Annotated in this window: 14 protein-coding genes; 8 read left to right on the forward strand and 6 right to left on the reverse strand. The window is 64.7% G+C overall.

Translation table 11 applies throughout. The features are described from left to right. Nucleotides 1-22: 22 nt before the first annotated feature. Nucleotides 23-292, reverse strand: coding sequence for a DUF1652 domain-containing protein (locus AC1RCO_RS04600; protein ID WP_011061512.1), 270 nt, complete (start codon nucleotides 290-292; stop codon nucleotides 23-25). 277 nt (nucleotides 293-569) lie between these two features. Between AC1RCO_RS04600 and AC1RCO_RS04605 the strand changes: the two genes are divergently transcribed. Genes AC1RCO_RS04605 through AC1RCO_RS04620 form a run of 4 tightly spaced genes read left to right on the forward strand, consistent with a single transcriptional unit; the run spans nucleotide 570 to nucleotide 4,381 of the window. Next, nucleotides 570-1,385, forward strand: coding sequence for a helix-turn-helix domain-containing protein (locus AC1RCO_RS04605; RefSeq protein WP_011061511.1), 816 nt, complete (start codon nucleotides 570-572; stop codon nucleotides 1,383-1,385). A gap of 51 nt (nucleotides 1,386-1,436) precedes the next feature. After that, on the forward strand, nucleotides 1,437-2,843 hold the full coding sequence (locus AC1RCO_RS04610; protein WP_011061510.1) for an NAD(P)/FAD-dependent oxidoreductase: 1,407 nt from the start codon (nucleotides 1,437-1,439) through the stop codon (nucleotides 2,841-2,843). 57 nt (nucleotides 2,844-2,900) lie between these two features. Further along, the gene (locus tag AC1RCO_RS04615) at nucleotides 2,901-3,242 is read left to right on the forward strand and encodes a cupin domain-containing protein (protein WP_019095326.1); all 342 of its coding nucleotides are present in this window, start codon (nucleotides 2,901-2,903) and stop codon (nucleotides 3,240-3,242) included. A gap of 47 nt (nucleotides 3,243-3,289) precedes the next feature. Further along, entirely contained in the window at nucleotides 3,290-4,381 is a 1,092-nt protein-coding gene (locus AC1RCO_RS04620; protein ID WP_011061508.1) for a polyamine ABC transporter substrate-binding protein, read from the forward strand. Nucleotides 4,382-4,543: 162 nt separating this feature from the next. Here the strand turns inward: AC1RCO_RS04620 and AC1RCO_RS04625 are convergent, their stop codons facing one another. The 5 genes from AC1RCO_RS04625 to AC1RCO_RS04645 all read right to left on the reverse strand — a co-directional run bounded on the left by AC1RCO_RS04625 (nucleotide 4,544) and on the right by AC1RCO_RS04645 (nucleotide 9,850). Continuing rightward, nucleotides 4,544-5,305, reverse strand: coding sequence for an SDR family oxidoreductase (locus AC1RCO_RS04625; protein ID WP_492617438.1), 762 nt, complete (start codon nucleotides 5,303-5,305; stop codon nucleotides 4,544-4,546). Then, nucleotides 5,302-6,684, reverse strand: coding sequence for an aspartate aminotransferase family protein (locus AC1RCO_RS04630; protein WP_011061506.1), 1,383 nt, complete (start codon nucleotides 6,682-6,684; stop codon nucleotides 5,302-5,304). The genes AC1RCO_RS04625 and AC1RCO_RS04630 overlap by 4 nt, the downstream gene beginning before the upstream one ends. A 78-nt stretch (nucleotides 6,685-6,762) precedes the next feature. Then, nucleotides 6,763-7,578 (reverse strand): molybdenum cofactor biosynthesis F family protein, encoded by an 816-nt coding sequence (locus AC1RCO_RS04635; RefSeq protein ID WP_492617439.1) that lies wholly within the window; start codon nucleotides 7,576-7,578, stop codon nucleotides 6,763-6,765. An 87-nt stretch (nucleotides 7,579-7,665) separates the two neighbouring features. Further along, nucleotides 7,666-8,340 carry a helix-turn-helix transcriptional regulator gene (locus AC1RCO_RS04640; RefSeq protein ID WP_492617440.1) on the reverse strand — a complete coding sequence of 225 codons (675 nt, stop codon included), beginning with the start codon at nucleotides 8,338-8,340 and terminating at the stop codon, nucleotides 7,666-7,668. Nucleotides 8,341-8,515: 175 nt separating this feature from the next. Further along, nucleotides 8,516-9,850, reverse strand: coding sequence for an aspartate aminotransferase family protein (locus tag AC1RCO_RS04645; RefSeq protein WP_019095320.1), 1,335 nt, complete (start codon nucleotides 9,848-9,850; stop codon nucleotides 8,516-8,518). Nucleotides 9,851-10,134: 284 nt separating this feature from the next. Here AC1RCO_RS04645 and AC1RCO_RS04650 point away from each other — a divergent pair, with 284 nt between their 5' ends. The 4 genes from AC1RCO_RS04650 (at nucleotide 10,135) to feaR (ending at nucleotide 15,041) form a co-directional block, all read left to right on the forward strand. After that, nucleotides 10,135-11,622, forward strand: a complete 1,488-nt coding sequence (locus AC1RCO_RS04650) for an aldehyde dehydrogenase family protein (protein WP_210458653.1) — start codon at nucleotides 10,135-10,137, stop codon at nucleotides 11,620-11,622. A gap of 251 nt (nucleotides 11,623-11,873) precedes the next feature. Next, nucleotides 11,874-13,394 (forward strand): APC family permease, encoded by a 1,521-nt coding sequence (locus AC1RCO_RS04655; protein WP_019095319.1) that lies wholly within the window; start codon nucleotides 11,874-11,876, stop codon nucleotides 13,392-13,394. Then, nucleotides 13,360-13,953 carry a DUF3156 family protein gene (locus AC1RCO_RS04660; protein ID WP_210458657.1) on the forward strand — a complete coding sequence of 198 codons (594 nt, stop codon included), beginning with the start codon at nucleotides 13,360-13,362 and terminating at the stop codon, nucleotides 13,951-13,953. The genes AC1RCO_RS04655 and AC1RCO_RS04660 overlap by 35 nt, the downstream gene beginning before the upstream one ends. Before the next feature lie 149 nt (nucleotides 13,954-14,102). Next, on the forward strand, nucleotides 14,103-15,041 hold the full coding sequence (feaR, locus tag AC1RCO_RS04665) for a transcriptional regulator FeaR (protein WP_019095317.1): 939 nt from the start codon (nucleotides 14,103-14,105) through the stop codon (nucleotides 15,039-15,041). Nucleotides 15,042-15,142: the final 101 nt, after the last annotated feature.

Below are 15,142 nucleotides of genomic sequence, written 5' to 3' on the forward strand. Positions count from 1 at the left end.
CTTCGGGTGAGGCAGCGGGGCTTCAGGCCTTGAGTGCCAGGGACGGGGAAAAGGCCTCCAGTTCATCTTCCACCGCCTCGATTATTCGTTCGACATCCGCAGCGCTCATCACCGTGGCACAGGGAATGCCGGCGATGGCGATCATGGTTTCGCCGCTGGCGCGATCGAAGAGCCGGGCGATCATGCTGCCGGGCGCATCCATGCTGGCTTCGAAACCCATGGGATGAAAATGCCAGCGCATCAGCTGGCAGGCGTTGGGAAAGGTGACTTTACTGGCCCAGACTCTGTTCATCGGTGGCCCACCTTGATTCATTGAGCGCTTCCTTGTGCTCGCGGTAGGAACGACCGGATCGTCAATGACCCGATCGGTTGAGGTTTTAAAAATAGCATTGGCTTGTGACGGTTCGCAGTTTTTTTGCCCACCGTCCGGCGGTTCACTCACGGATTATTGATGCAAGTCATGTCATCTCCCAGGCACCCCCCGGCGGCTGCCGTATCTGGCCGGCGGCCGGTCGTTGAAGCCCTTGGCGAAGTTCGGCAAGCTGCGCCTTTTCCTGTTCGAGAAACCTATGTCTGCCCCCGATGACGGGCCGCTGCACACCCAGGCCACCGGTGAAACCGTGATGCGCTACCACCTGTGCTGGAAGCACCGGGACCTGGATGGAGTAATGGCGCTGTACCACCCGGACATCCAGTACAACGACTTTTTCCAGAACCGTACCCTGGGCCTGGAGGAGCTGCGCGAATACGTGCGGGCCAGCATGCCCCGGGCTCCCGACGAGGCCCTGGAGCACAGCGATCGCATCCGCCTGGATGGCAACACCGCGTTTATCCAGTACCAGGTGACCCTGCGCGGCGGCCAGGGCCTGGTGTCATTTCGCTCCAGTGAAGCGATCACCGTGCGCGACGGGCTGATCTGGCGGGTCAACGAGTACGCCTCACTGGTCCGGGAGCCGGCACCGAGCAAGTCCTCCGCCAGACTGCGCCCGGCGGCCAGCCGGCTGGGGCTGTCGCCGCGCCAGTTGAGTTTCATGGCCGAGGACCTGCAGCAGTATTTCCAGCGCCAGCAGCCGTATCTGGACCCCGAGCTGGACCTGCAGCGGGTGTCCCGGGAATGCGGTTACAGCCGCAACCAGATTTCCTACCTGCTCAATCAGGTGCTGGGGCAGAGCTTCTACCGCTACGTCAACCAGGCGCGCCTGCAGCATCTGCTGGCAGCGCTGGACCAGGCCACGCCGCCGCTGCGCATCGACGAGCTGGCGTTTGCCGCAGGGTTCAACTCGCTGTCGGCCTTCTACAGCTGTTTTCGCCAGCACACCGGCCAGTCGCCCAAGGCCTACGCGAAGCAAATTTCTTTGCGTGCACGCGCGCAAGACAGCCCCTGAGGCCAGGCACTAGGATCGCCGCATTCGAAATTCGGGTTGCGGAGTGCTTGCATGCCAGCGTGGCGCAGTATCAGTTTGTGGATGGACCAGCTCGACGAGCCGCTATTGCCGCGGCCGCAGCTTGCGCAAGACCTGGACCTGGACGTGGCGATCATCGGCGCCGGCTATACCGGGCTGTGGACCGCCTATTACCTCAAGCGCCAGGCGCCGCAGTTGAATATTGCGGTGATCGAAGCGCAAACCGCCGGTTTTGGTGCCTCGGGCCGCAATGGCGGCTGGCTGATGGGCAACCTGCTGGGAGAAGACCGGCTGCTGGCCGCTCTGTCGCCGCAGCAGCGCCGGGCCTCCTTCGATCTGTTGCACGGCATCCCTGATGAAGTGGCCAATGTCATCGAACGTGAGGGCATCGACTGCGATTACCGCAAGGGCGGGGTGCTGTATTGCGCCGCCCGCTACCCGGAGCAGGAAACCAGCCTGCGCCACTATCTGGACAAGCTCTATGCCCAGGGCCTGAACCAGGACGACTACCGATGGCTCAACCCCGAGCAACTGGCCCAGCAGATCCGCCTGGCCAAGCCCTATGGCGGTATCTTTGCCCCGCATTGCGCCACCATCCAGCCTGCCAAGCTGGTGCGCGGCCTGGCCCGGGCGGTTGAGCGCCTGGGGGTGACCCTCTATGAAAACAGCCCGGTGACCCATTGGCAGTCCGGCAGCCTGCAGACGGCCCAGGCTTCGGTGCGCAGCCGCTGGATAGTGCCGGCAGTGGAAGGCTATTCGGTCACCTTGCCGCCCCTGGGCCGCTACCAGTTGCCGGTGCAAAGCCTGCTGGTGGCCACCGAGCCGCTGGCGGAGTCCGTCTGGGAAGAGATCGGCCTGAGCCAGGGCCAGGCCTTCAGCGAAAGCAGCCGACAGGTGACTTATGGCCAGCGCTCCATGGACAACCGGCTGGTGTTCGGTGCCCGGGGCGGCTATCAGTTCGCCAGCAAGCTGCGCCATGACTTCGACCTGACCCGTGACGAAGTGGAACTGCGCCGCTACCTGTTCGGCGAGCTGTTCCCGCAACTCAAGAACGTGCGCATCAGCCATTCCTGGGGCGGCAACCTGGGCATGTCCCGGCACTTCAAGCCGCACATGCTCTGCGACCGGCGCAAGGGCATCGCCCTGTCCGGCGGCTATGGCGGCGAGGGCGTGGGCGCCAGCAACCTCGGCGGCCGGACCCTGGCGGACCTGATCCTGGAACGCGACAGCCCTCTGGTACACCAGCCCTGGGTCATGCCCGAGTGCGGCCTGGAGGCCCTGCGGGCCTGGGAGCCGGAGCCGTGCCGCTGGCTGGGCTACAACGCGATCATTCGCAGCTTCGTGCACGAGGACCAGACCCTGGCCAACCCGGCCTCGGCTCCATGGCGGCGCAGGATGGCCAGCCGGATCGCCGGCTTCATGGAAGGTTTCATGCACTGAGCCGGCCTCTATGTACCGAACGCTGTCCGTTCGGATTTTCCGTCGAAAGGTAGAACCATGAGCATCACCCAATTCAAGCAAACCGCCACCGCCACCCTGGCCGAATCGGCACCAGTGGCGGTGCCCCTGGGCACTCCGGTGGCCGTGACCTCGGTGACCGCCGTCGAACGCAACGACGGGGTCGAGACCGGCATCTGGGAATGCACCCCGGGGCGCTGGCGGCGGCAGATCGTCGCCCAGGAGTTCTGCCACTTCATCCAGGGCCGTTGCACCTTCACCCCGGACAACGGCGAAACCCTGCACATAGAAGCCGGCGATGCACTGATGTTGCCGGCCAACAGCACCGGGATCTGGGATATCCAGGAAACGGTGCGCAAGACCTACGTCTTGATTTTCTGATCCCTTGATTGCCTGCCAACAACAAAACCAGCCACAGGTATCGACTCATGATCCGCAAGACTTGCGCGTTGCTATTGCTCAGCCCGTTGTTCCTGGCCACGTCCCTGGCCCAGGCCGATACGGTGAAGATCTACAACTGGTCGGACTACATCGCCCCGGACACCACCAAGGCCTTCCAGAAGGAAACCGGGATTGGTTTCACCTACGACGTCTATGACAGCAACGAGACCCTGGACGGCAAGTTGATGACCGGAAAATCCGGGTATGACGTGGTGTTTCCTTCCAACCACTTCATGGCCCGGCAGATTCAGGGCGGGGCACTGAAGAAGCTCGACAAGAGCCAGCTGCCCAACTGGAAGAACCTCAACCCGGTGCTGCTCAAGGCCCTGGAGGTCAACGACCCGGGCAACCAGCACGGCTTCCCCTACCTCTGGGGCAGCACCGGCATTGGCTACAACGTGGCCAAGATCAAGGAAGTGCTGGGCAACGATGCCCCACTGGATTCCTGGGACCTGATCTTCAAGCCCGAGTACATGCAGAAGCTGCAGAAGTGCGGGGTGGCGATCCTCGACAACGGCCCGGAACTGATCCCTACCGCTCTCAATTACCTCGGGCTGGCGCACCACAGCAAGAACCCGGCTGACTACAAGCAGGCCGAGGCGTTGTTGATGAAGGTCCGGCCTTATGTCAGCTACTTCCACTCGTCGAAGTACACCAGCGACCTGGCCAACGGCAATATCTGCGTGGCGGTGGGATTCTCCGGCGACATCCTGCAAGCGGAAAGCCGTGCCAGGGAGGCGAAGAACGGGGTGGAGATCGGCTACTCGATTCCCAAGGAAGGCTCGCCGATCTGGTTCGACATGGTGGCCATGCCAGTGGATGCCCCGGATGAGCAGGCCGGCTATGCCTTCATGAACTACCTGCTGCGCCCCGAAGTGATGGCCGGCGTGAGCAACTACGTGCACTACGCCAATGGCAACCTGCAGGCCGACAGCCTGATCGACCCGGCCATCAAGAACGACACCAAGGTCTATCCGAGCCCGGAAATGATGGACAAGCTGTTTGCCCTGGAGGCCATGCCGCTGGACATCGACCGCATCCGCACCCGCCTGTGGAACAAGATCCGCAGCGGCAGCTGACTTGACCCTTCGTAGGAGCCGGCTTGCCGACGAAGAGGGCCTCAAGCCCTGTGTTGCGCTCGGGGTCGCCTTCGCTGGCAGGCCAGCTCCTACGCCCGTCGTTCTCCATGGAGGGCGCCAGCCGGTCCGCCTCTTAGGTGCCGGTGTGGGGGGCGGCAGTTTCTATAGCTGGGTGTTTTCCGGGAGTAGGGCGCCGCCATCCACCACCAGGGTCTGGCCGGTGATATAGCCCGCTTGCCGTGACGCCAGGAACAGCATGGCCCAGGCAATATCCTCGGCACTGCCCAGGCGCTTCAGGGGAATGCTCGAAGCCAGGGTCGAAGCGTCGCCGAGATTGTCCATGGCCTGGGTGGCAATCAGCCCGGGCTCCACGCCGTTGACCGTGATTGCATATTCCGCCAGCTCCAGCGCGGCAGCGCGGATGAAACCATTGACCCCGGCCTTGGAGGCCGCGTAGTGGGCGAGCCCGGGAATCACCGTGCGCGGGCCGGTGACCGAGGAGGTAATGACGATCCTCGGCTGCTGGGATCGGCGCAACGCCGGCAAGGCGGCCCGGGTCAGCCAGAAGCAGCTTTTCAGGTTCACCGCCAGGGTGCTGTCCAAGGTTTCATCCTCCAGTTCGGCCAGCTTCTGCATCGGAAAGATCGCGGCATTGTGCAGCAGCAGGTCGAGGCCGCCGAAGGCCTCCAGGGTTGCCGCCACTGCCTGTTCGGCGGCATTGCGGGTGCCCAGGTCCACAGGCAGCAGTTCGGCGGTGCCGCCGGCTTGGCGAATCAGCCGCAGGGTTTCATCGCCTGATGCCGCGCTGCGGGTCGCCAGCATGACCCTGGCCCCCTGGGCGGCGAACAGTTGGGCGATGGCCCGGCCGATGCCCTGGCCGGAACCGGTGACCAGGGCGATGCGCCCACGCAGATCCTGGCTCATGAGCCGGCTCCTGGCAGAACCTGGGCCAGGCACTGGTCCAGCAGGCGGTTGTGCAGGTCGACCTGCGCCTCGCTGGCGGTCGGGCACAGCAGCGCCATGTTGTGGAACGGCGTCAGCAACACCCCGCGATTGAGCAGGTACAGGTGCAGATAGGCTTCGATCAGCCCATGGCGGGCATGATGGGCCTCACCGCCGTTGCGCGGAGGCTGCTGCATGAACAGGTATTCGACCCGGGCGCCGATGCGGGTCACGTGCCAGGGCAGGCGGTGCTTGTGGATGATGGCTTCGACCCCGGCCCGCAGGCGCTCGGCGAGATGGAACATATGGGCGTAGCTGGCCTCGTTCATCACTTCGCTGAAGGTGGCGCGCATGGCCGCCATCTGCAGGGCGTTGCCGGCCAGAGTGCCGCCGAAGCCGAAATGGTTGATCGCCTGGCCCGGCTGGAAATGCGGCAGCACCTGCCAGATCCGTTCGGCCATGGCCTGGCTGGCGCCCCAGACCGCCGTGGGAATGCCACCGGCGATGGATTTGCCGAGAACGAAGAAATCCGGCTGCAACCCGTGCTCGCCGCAATAGCCGCCGGGGCCGCAGGACAGGGTATGGGTCTCGTCGATGATCAGCGGCACCTCGTAGCGCCGGGTCAGCTCCCGCAGGCCATCATGAAAGCCCGGGGCTGGCGGCACCATGCCGACGTTGGTCATGAAGGGTTCGGTGAGTACCGCGGCCACGTCGCCATGGGCCAGGGCCGCTTCCAGGGCCGGCAGGTCGTTGAACTCCACCAGCCGCGTGGTGGCCTGGTGCTGCAGGCCGTTGGCGTGCACGCCGTCCCGCGGGATCATCTGGCCCTGGGCGTCGAACTCCACCTGGGACTCGTCGACGCTGCCGTGGTAGTTGCAGTTGAACACCAGGACTTTCTGCCGCCCGGTGATCATCCGGCACAGGCGCAGGACAAAACGGTTGGCGTCGGTGGCCGAGGTGGTGACCTGCCAGTAGGGCAGGCCAAAGCGCCGGGTCAGTTCCTTGCCGACCCACAGGCTGTCGGCCGTGGGCAGCATCAGGGTCGAACCATGCAGTGCCTGTTCGGCGATGGCAGCGGCGACCGCCGGTTGGGCGTGGCCGAACATCGCTCCGGTGTCACCCAGGGCAAAGTCCACGTAGTGATGACCGTCGCAATCGGTGAGGGTCGCGCCCTGGGCGTCGGCCACCATGATCGGGTAGGAGCCGGGCCATTGCTGCATCCAGTGCAAGGGCGCGCCGTACAGCCAATGCTGGAGGTTTTCCTGGTAGAAAGCGCCGGAGCGCGGGTGTTTCTCGGCAAACAGTTGCAGTTCGGTCTGGTAGCAACTGGCGACGCGTTGCAGATCGAGGCCCAGAGTCATGGCAGTGTCCTGTGAGGAAGAGGGCTGGCTGGCCCAGGTGCCGGCCTGGGCCGGCAGCCTGGAGCCAGGGGGCGGGTATCAGCGGTGCCGGGTACGGTTGAGCACCTCTGCCAGGGCTCCCACCGGAAAGTTGGCGGCGCTGCTGAAGTCGGCACCCTGGTAGCCGAAGATCTTGCCGTCGCTGCGACCGGCCTTGAGGTCGATCAGCACCAGGCCCAGGGTCGGGACGATCTTTTCTCGCCAGACGAACAGGTACAGCTGCTCGGCGATCTTGTAGTAGTGGCAGCGGTCGGTATCCGCCAGCCCCTGTTCGACGCCCCGCAGGCATTGCCAGCTGTAGAAGTTGGCATTCAGGTAGATGTGCTCGTAGGCCTCGCTGGCGCTGTAGATGTACCGGTTGCGCAGGCCCACCAGTTCATCGGTGGGTTCATGGCGTGGCGTGCCGGCGGTGACCGGCGTGTCGATGGCGCCGTGGAGAAACTGGACCTTGACCGAGGTCAGCTCGCCACCGGCCAGGGCCCGGCTGAACAGGTCGACGCTGGATTCGGCCTGGCTGGGCATCTGCCCGATGACGGCGCTGAAGCATTGCTGCTCAAGGTCCAGGACCAGGCTCACCGAGTGGATCTGCCCCTGTTCGTGCTTGAGGAAGTCCACCAGGTAGATGCCGGGGCGCAGGCAGGTTGCGCGATAGGGCAACTCGGCGCCGGCCGCTTCCCCGACGTTGTTCCAGCGCAGGGTGTGGGCGGCGAAATGGTGTTCGATCTGCCAGTGGTTGTCGAAGTGCAGGGTCAGGCGGCGACCGGCCAGGTCGTCGACCGCCGGGAGGATGTGATTGTCTTCGGCAAAGCCGTCGGCGAGGGCTCCGACGGTGATCCATTCAGGTTGCGGGTTCATGGCAAGGCTCTTGTCAGCAAGGAGAGCTGCATGTTCGGCCGCCAGCCCCGGGTTGCCCATCAACCTTATGGTTGAAGTGCCCGGGCTTTACAGGAACAGCGCCCTGACCAGCTCCGTACGGTTACTGGCGCCGACCTTGCGGAACAGGTTGATCAAGTGGGTCTTGACCGTGGGCAGGCCCAGGTCCAGGCGCCGGGCGATGGTCTTGTTGTCTGCGCCGTCGCGCAGCAGCCAGGCGATTTCCCGCTCCCGGGGTGTCAGGCCCGACAGGCGCTCATCGACCTGGGACCAGGGCGCCAGGGCGGCAATCTCCAGCAGGCCCTGCAAGGCATGCAGGGTGCCCAGTTCCTCCACGCTGAAGTGCCCCAGCCCGGCGTCGCGCAGCAGCGACAGGCCGGCGACCGGCCGTTCGCCATCGCGGGCCAGGATTTCCACCACATCCAGTACCCCATGGCGCTGCAGGAACCCCTGATAAACCTCGCTCTCGTGATGGCCCTGGTGGGCCATGCCCATGTGCAGAGACAGCACCGGGCGCCCCGCCGCGGCGCAGTGACGGGGTTGCAGGGGGTCGTAGTGGCGAAAGTGCTGCAGGTAGGCCTGGTGCATCTGCTCCGGCATGCGGTACAGCGAAAAATCCCGAGCCTGCAGTTGGGCATCGATGCGGTAGAAGGCGCAGAGGCTGGCGGGTACTACCCGGGTGAAAGCGGCGATGCAGCGGTGGCCCAGTTCATGGGGGCCGGGCAGGGAGGCGGGTGCGTTCATCGGATGGCTCCTGGCTGCACCTGGGGCAGTGGCTCGGTGAAAGGGGCGCAAGGACGTGGATTGATCCTGTCCGGAACCCGGACTGCCACAGTGAAACCCTGCTGGGCGTGCCTGGCAAGCCTCCAGCGCCGCAGGCTGCGATCGTGATTGCCTCGATCGCAGCCTGCTGCCGGGGTTAGCGGCGGGCCTTGCTCAAGCCTTCGGCCAGGGCGTCGACTATGGCATCGGCCTGTGCCTGCTGGATCACCAGGGGCGGCGAGAGAATGATCTTGGTGCCCACCGGGCGCACCATGACCCCGTTGTCCCGGGCGATCTGTGCCACCTGATTGGCGTAGCCGCTCATGGGGTCGATGGGTTCGCGGGTGGTCTTGTCCGCCACCAGGTCCAGGGCCAGCATCAGGCCCTTGCCGCGCACTTCGCCGACGGTGTCGAAGCGCTCGACGAAGGGCTGCAGCTTGTCGAGCATGTAGTCGCCCATTTTCGCGGCGTTGGCCGGCAGGTCCTCCTTGACCACGATGTCCAGGCACGCCAGGGCGGCGGCGCAGGCTACCGGGTGCCCGGAGTAGGTGTAGCCATGCATGATGGCCCCGGTGAAGTTGGCGTTCTTCTCGAAGGCTTCCTCGATGCGCCGGTTGACCACCGTGGCACCCAGGGGGATGTAGCCCGAGGTGATGCCCTTGGCCAGGCACATGATGTCGGGCTTGACGCCCCACAGGCGGCTGCCGAACATCGAGCCGCTGCGACCGAAGCCGGTGACCACTTCGTCGGCGATCAGCAATACGCCGTACTTGTCGCAGACTTCGCGGATCAGCGGCCAGTAGTTGGCCGGTGGCACTATCACGCCGCCAGCGCCCTGGATCGGCTCGGCAATGAAGGCGGCGACGGTGTCCGGGCTCTGGAACTGGATTTCCCGCTCCAGCAGGTCGGCGCAGATCTTGCCCAGCTCTTCCGGGTCCTGGCTGTAGGGGTTGCGGTACAGCCAGGGGGTATCGATGTGGTAGCAGCCCGGCAGCAGCGGCTCGTAGTTGCGGCGGAACACCGTGTTGCCGTTGACCGAGGCGCCGCCGAAGTGGGTGCCGTGGTAGCCCTGGCGCAGGGAAATGAACTTGGTGCGGTCGGCCTGGCCTTCGAGCTTCCAGTACTGGCGGGCCAGCTTCAAAGCGCTTTCGATGGCGTCCGAGCCGCCGGAGCTGAAGGCCACCCGGCGCATGTCCTCGGGTTCCAGCAGGTTCATCACCACCCGCGACAGTTCTTCGGCCCGGGGATGGCTGACTCCGTCGAACAGCTGGAAGTATTCCAGTTCATCAAGTTGCGCGGTGATCGCCGCCTTCACTTCCTTGCGGTTGTGGCCGACGTTGACGTTCCACAACCCGGCAACGCCATCCACCAGCTGGTGGCCCTTGTCGTCATACACATAGCAGCCGTCGCCACGGACGATGCGGATCGGCTCGCGTTGCTTCATTTCGTTGGGGTGCAGCATGGGGTGCCAGAAACGGCTTGGTTCGCTCACGTTGAGTCTCCTGATAACGCACGGACAGCGTGGAGATATTAGTGCGTCATTTATGCGCCCCTGGCTTGCCTCTGTGTGCCAGGGCACTTGACCCAGGCTGCCAGTGGCGGGTTTGCGCGCCTGTTCGCCGGCCAATGGCGCGCACCTGCGGGGGCTGGCTTGCCAGCGAAGGCCCTGGCGGGGCTGGCAGCCAGGGCCAAGTTTCGCGGCAGCCAGGGTCAAGACGGCGTGCGTCTTTGCGCTCAAAGTCCATCTCGAACTAGGTCTACCTGCGAGGATTCAAGATGAGCGTTGCCATCGACCCACGTGTCGCTGCATTCATAGACAGTCAGCATGGCCTGCTGATCGACGGTCACAGCCAGCCGGCCCTCAGCGGTGCGCGGATGGCGGTGTACAACCCCGCCAGTGGCGAACAATTGGCCGAGGTCGCGGCAGCTGCCCAGGCCGATATCGACCTGGCGGTGAGCGCCGCACGTCGGGCCTTCGAGGGTAGCTGGAAGGCGCAGCGCCCCGCCGACCGCGAGCGCCTGCTGCTGAAGCTGGCGGACCTGCTGGAAGCCAATGGCGAGGAACTGGCGCAGTTGGAAACCCTCAACAACGGCCAGTCGATCCACCTGGCCCGGGCCCTGGAGGTGGGAGCGGCCGCAGAGTTCACCCGCTACATGGCTGGCTGGGCCACCAAGATCGAGGGCAAGAGCCTGGATGTTTCCATCGCCGCAGTGCCCGGGGCGCAGTACCGGGCCTACACCGTGCCGGAGCCGGTGGGCGTGGTGGGGGCCATAGTGCCGTGGAACTTCCCGCTGCTGATGGCCATCTGGAAAATCGTTCCGGCCCTGGCCTGTGGCTGCACCGTGGTGCTCAAGCCGGCGGACGAAACCCCGCTGACCGCGTTGCGCCTGGGCCAGTTGTGCCTGGAAGCGGGGATCGCCCCCGGGGTGGTCAACGTGGTCACCGGCAGTGGCGCCCAGGCCGGCGCGGCCCTGGCCGCCCATTCGGGAATCGATAAGCTGGCGTTCACCGGCTCGACCCAGGTGGGCAAGCTGATCGGCCATGCCGCGGTGGACAACATGACCCGTTTTTCCCTGGAGCTGGGTGGCAAATCGCCGGTGATCGTGCTTGACGACTGCGACCCGCAGACCGCCGCCGCCGGCGCCGCCGGGGCGATCTTCTTCAACCAGGGGCAGGTGTGCACGGCGGGTTCGCGGCTGTACATCCAGCGCCGCATCTATAACGAGGTGCTGGAGCGCCTGGTGGCCATTGCCGGGTCCCTGAGCATCGGGCCGGGGCTGGACGAGCAGGCACAGATCAATCCGCTGATTTCCGCCAAGCAGCAAAAACGCGTGCTACAGATGGTCCAGCGCGGAGTCGAAGAGGGCGCCCGGCTGCTCTGTGGCGGTGTCGCCCATGGCGAGCGGGGCTTCTATGTGCGCCCGACGGTGGTGGCCGATGTGCACGCCGACCAGCAACTGGTGCGCGAGGAGATCTTCGGCCCGGTGGTGGTGGCCACGCCGTTCGACACCCTGGACGAAGTGGTGGGCCTGGCCAATGACAACCAGTACGGGCTGGGGGCGAGCATCTGGTCCAACGACCTGGGGCGGGTCATGCAGCTGATTCCGCAGATCAAGGCCGGCACTGTCTGGGTCAACACCCACAACATGCTGGACCCGTCGATGCCCTTCGGTGGCTACAAGCAGTCGGGCATCGGTCGCGAGATGGGCCATGCGGCCATCGAGGCCTACACCGAGAACAAGTCGGTGTGCATCGCTTATTGAGCCGAACGCCTTCGCCGGCCAGCCGGCCCCTGCGGGGGCAGGGCCAACCGGTTTACTGTAGGAGCCGGCTGGCCGACGAAGAGGCCCCCGGATTGGGCGGTGATCTTGCCGACGCCTTCGTGGCGAGCCAGCTCCTACAGGGTGTGAACATGAAGACAGCTGCGTCAGACAGCCAAGCACTCCGCCATCAGGCGTGCCCTTGAAATGCCTAGAACAACAATCATCAACCCATGCTTTCGAGGTTTACCACCATGTCGCTCAACGACAGACTCAGTCGCCACCTGGATCAAGGTGTAGTCGGCTTTCCCACGGCCCTGGCCAGTGCCGTGGGCTTGATCATGGCCAGCCCGGTGATCCTCACGGCCACCACGGGCTTTGGTATCGGCGGCGGCGCCTTTGCCATGGCGATGGTGATCGCCCTGGTGATGATGCTGGCGCAATCCACCACCTTCGCCGAAGCGGCCTGCCTGCTGCCCACCAACGGTTCGGTCTATGACTACCTGGCCTGTGGCCTGGGGCGTTTTTTCGCCATCACCGGGACCTTGTCCGCCTACCTGATCGTGCACGTGTTCGCCGGTACCGCGGAGACCATTCTCAGTGGAGTCATGGCCCTGGTTAACTTCGAGTCCCTCAACACCCTGCTGGAGCAGAGCGGCAGCGCCTGGCTGGTGGGGGTGGGGCTGGTGCTGTTCTTCGGTGCGCTGAACGCCGTGGGCATCACCGCCTTCAGCCGTGCCGAGGTGATCCTGACCTTCGGCATGTGGACCACCCTGATCATCTTTGGCGTGCTCGGGGTGCTCAAGGCCCCGGCGGTGCAGCTCGATGGCTGGTTCGGCGCCTCGATGGTGGGTACCGACCTGCCGACCATCCTGTCCCTGGTGGGCATGGCCATGTTCATGTTCGTCGGCTGTGAATTCGTCACGCCCCTGACGCCGGATGTGCGCAAGGCCGCCCGGACCATTCCCCGGGCCATGGCCCTGGGGCTGGTGGGGGTAGCGGTGTGCATGTTCATCTATGGCGCGGCGATGAAGCGCCAGGTGGAAAACATCGCCCTGAGCGAGGATGGCAGCGTGCACCTGCTGGATACGCCCATGGCCATTCCGCATTTTGCCGAGCAGATCATGGGGCCCTTCGGCCGTATCTGGCTGGGCATCGGCCTGCTGTTCGCCGGCGCCGCCACCATCAACACGCTGATGGCCGGCTTGCCGCGGATCCTTTACGGCATGGCTCTGGATGGGGCGTTGCCGAAGGTCTTCACTTACCTGCACCCGCGCTTCAAGACGCCGTTGCTGTGCATTGCCGTAGCCGTGCTGATTCCCTGCCTGCATGCCTGGTGGCTGGGGGGCAGCACCGACAGCATCATGCACCTGGTGCTGGCGGCGGTCTGTGCCTGGAGCACTGCCTATCTGCTGGTCACCCTGTCAGTGGTGATGCTGCGCATTCGCCGGCCGGACCTGCCCCGGGCCTACAAGTCGCCGTGGTTTCCGCTGCCGCAGATCCTGTCTTCGGTGGGCATCCTGCTGGGCATGTGGTTCATCACGCCGCCGGGCATGAATCCGCGGGACATCTATGTGCCTTTCGGCAGCATGCTGGGCCTGACCGCGATCTATGCGCTGGTCTGGACCCTGCTGGTGCAGAAGGTCAATCCGTTTCGCCCGGTGCCGGTGGAGGAGGTGCTGGAACAGGCGCTGGGCCTGAACCCGGATACCGCCCATAACCTACGGGAGAGCGCGCCTGATGAATCTTTCAAGCTGGCGGCAAAACCTCTTTGAACTGTGGAACCGCGCGCCATCGGGCTATCGCCCGGGGCTGACCCTGGGGCAGTTGCGTCGGGATCTGGCGGGGCTTGATTTCACTCCACGGAGCCAGGTGCAGGGCGGTTTTCATTGCCCGCAAAACGGTTTGAGGTTCGAGGTGCAAGAGCGCGCCCAGGCGCAGTTCCTGATGCATATCGTGGCCTGTGAGTGGCGCCTGCCGGTGCCCTGCGACACGGCCCGGCAGGCGCGGATCCGTCTGCGTCACACTGGCGCGATCCGCCGTCAGGGGGTCGCGGCTCGGCTGCTCACGGGGGAGGACGCTGAATGGGCGCCGCTGCTACAGCGCCTGTGCAGTGACCAGCGCTTGCTGGAGCACCTGTTGCCCCTGGATTTCAAACACCTGGAATTGCGGCGCGATGCCCAGGGCTGGCAGGTGCACCTGGAGCATTTCGGCGCCAGCGAAGTGGTCAACCGCCTGCCCGGGTTCCGCCGCTATATCCGCTTGAGCGCTGAACAGCGGGCGGCGCTACTGGGCAGCTTCACTGAGTTGTACAAGCTACTGCGAGATTTCTGAGGGACATAACCGTAAGCGCTGGCATACAGCCTGCTTAAGCCATAACAGACTATCCATGCTGTCAGGCGCCTTGCCTGGCAAATAGATAACATGTTAATGATATCGCCATAACAACAAAGGCGGTTGGAACCGGCTTCTGGAGGTGCACAGTGCTTGCTTCGCATAGTTTCAGTTCCTGGGTGGGCGCCCTGCAGGGCGTCTGCGGTCGATTCGATGCCCGTCCGGCGCGCAATCCCGCCTTGTTCATTGGTGAAGTGGGCATGCAGGATTACGCCGGGCTGGAGGTGGCGCAGATCCGCACCAACGCCGGGCTGATCTCCCGCCAGAGCACCAAGGTCGATCATGAGGACGATCGCCATTGCTTCCTCATCATCCAGCGCAGCGGCCATGCGCGCTTGAGCCAGGGCGGCGAAAGTGTCGAACTGGCCCCGGGGGACATGGCGCTGCTGGACTCCGCCGGAGCCTGCGAGATCGTGCCCCATGGCCTGATCGAGCATGCTTCGTTCCATCTGTGCCGGGAGGAGGTCTACCGCCACCTGCCGGCCCAGCAGCGCAAGTTCGGCAAGCTGTCGCAAAATTGCGCCAGCGGGCGCCTGATGCGTTTGCTGGTGGAGCAGATCTGCGCCGGCGAATTGCAGGGTTGTGCGGCCCAGCAGGAAGGGCAGGCCTTGCAGGAAGCCCTGATTGCCCTGCTCGGTCCGACCTTGCGCCAGACCGTCAACAGCCTGGATGGCTTTGACGAGGGCCTGCATGGCGGATGCCTGCGTGATCAGGCGCGGCAGTTGATCAGCCAGTCCCTCAATGAGCCGGGCCTGACTCCGGTATCACTGGCCGGCCAGCTGAATATCTCGGTGCGCCAGCTGTACCGGCTGTTCGAGGAGCAGGGGGACAGCGTTTGCCGCTTCATCCAGCGCTCGCGGCTCAAGCGCAGCGCCGCGGACCTGAGCAATCCGCACCTGCGCAACGAATCCATCACCGACATTGCCTTCAAATGGGGCTTCACCGATTCGGCGCATTTCAGCCGCACCTTCAAGAAGCATTTCGAACAATCGCCCCGGGATTTCCGCGCCCGGTCCCTGAACGCCTGACGGCATGGCCCTTGCGGCCGCCGTCGTTGCCGGCGGCCGCACCGCAAGGCATGCGTCGCTCTTGATTGCGCCTTCGCCTGTAGGAGCCGGCTTGCCGGCGA

The sequence above is a fragment of the Pseudomonas sp. GW823-FHT03E05 genome (assembly GCF_058796855.1).

What these genes read in the sequence shown, in the direction of transcription:
- AC1RCO_RS04600 (WP_011061512.1), bottom strand. Translation starts at nt 292, where the DNA reads ATGAACAGAGTCTGGGCCAGTAAAGTCACCTTTCCCAACGCCTGCCAG.
- AC1RCO_RS04605 (WP_011061511.1), top strand. Translation starts at nt 570, where the DNA reads ATGTCTGCCCCCGATGACGGGCCGCTGCACACCCAGGCCACCGGTGAA.
- AC1RCO_RS04610 (WP_011061510.1), top strand. Translation starts at nt 1,437, where the DNA reads ATGCCAGCGTGGCGCAGTATCAGTTTGTGGATGGACCAGCTCGACGAG.
- AC1RCO_RS04615 (WP_019095326.1), top strand. Translation starts at nt 2,901, where the DNA reads ATGAGCATCACCCAATTCAAGCAAACCGCCACCGCCACCCTGGCCGAA.
- AC1RCO_RS04620 (WP_011061508.1), top strand. Translation starts at nt 3,290, where the DNA reads ATGATCCGCAAGACTTGCGCGTTGCTATTGCTCAGCCCGTTGTTCCTG.
- AC1RCO_RS04625 (WP_492617438.1), bottom strand. Translation starts at nt 5,305, where the DNA reads ATGAGCCAGGATCTGCGTGGGCGCATCGCCCTGGTCACCGGTTCCGGC.
- AC1RCO_RS04630 (WP_011061506.1), bottom strand. Translation starts at nt 6,684, where the DNA reads ATGACTCTGGGCCTCGATCTGCAACGCGTCGCCAGTTGCTACCAGACC.
- AC1RCO_RS04635 (WP_492617439.1), bottom strand. Translation starts at nt 7,578, where the DNA reads ATGAACCCGCAACCTGAATGGATCACCGTCGGAGCCCTCGCCGACGGC.
- AC1RCO_RS04640 (WP_492617440.1), bottom strand. Translation starts at nt 8,340, where the DNA reads ATGAACGCACCCGCCTCCCTGCCCGGCCCCCATGAACTGGGCCACCGC.
- AC1RCO_RS04650 (WP_210458653.1), top strand. Translation starts at nt 10,135, where the DNA reads ATGAGCGTTGCCATCGACCCACGTGTCGCTGCATTCATAGACAGTCAG.
- AC1RCO_RS04655 (WP_019095319.1), top strand. Translation starts at nt 11,874, where the DNA reads ATGTCGCTCAACGACAGACTCAGTCGCCACCTGGATCAAGGTGTAGTC.
- AC1RCO_RS04660 (WP_210458657.1), top strand. Translation starts at nt 13,360, where the DNA reads ATGAATCTTTCAAGCTGGCGGCAAAACCTCTTTGAACTGTGGAACCGC.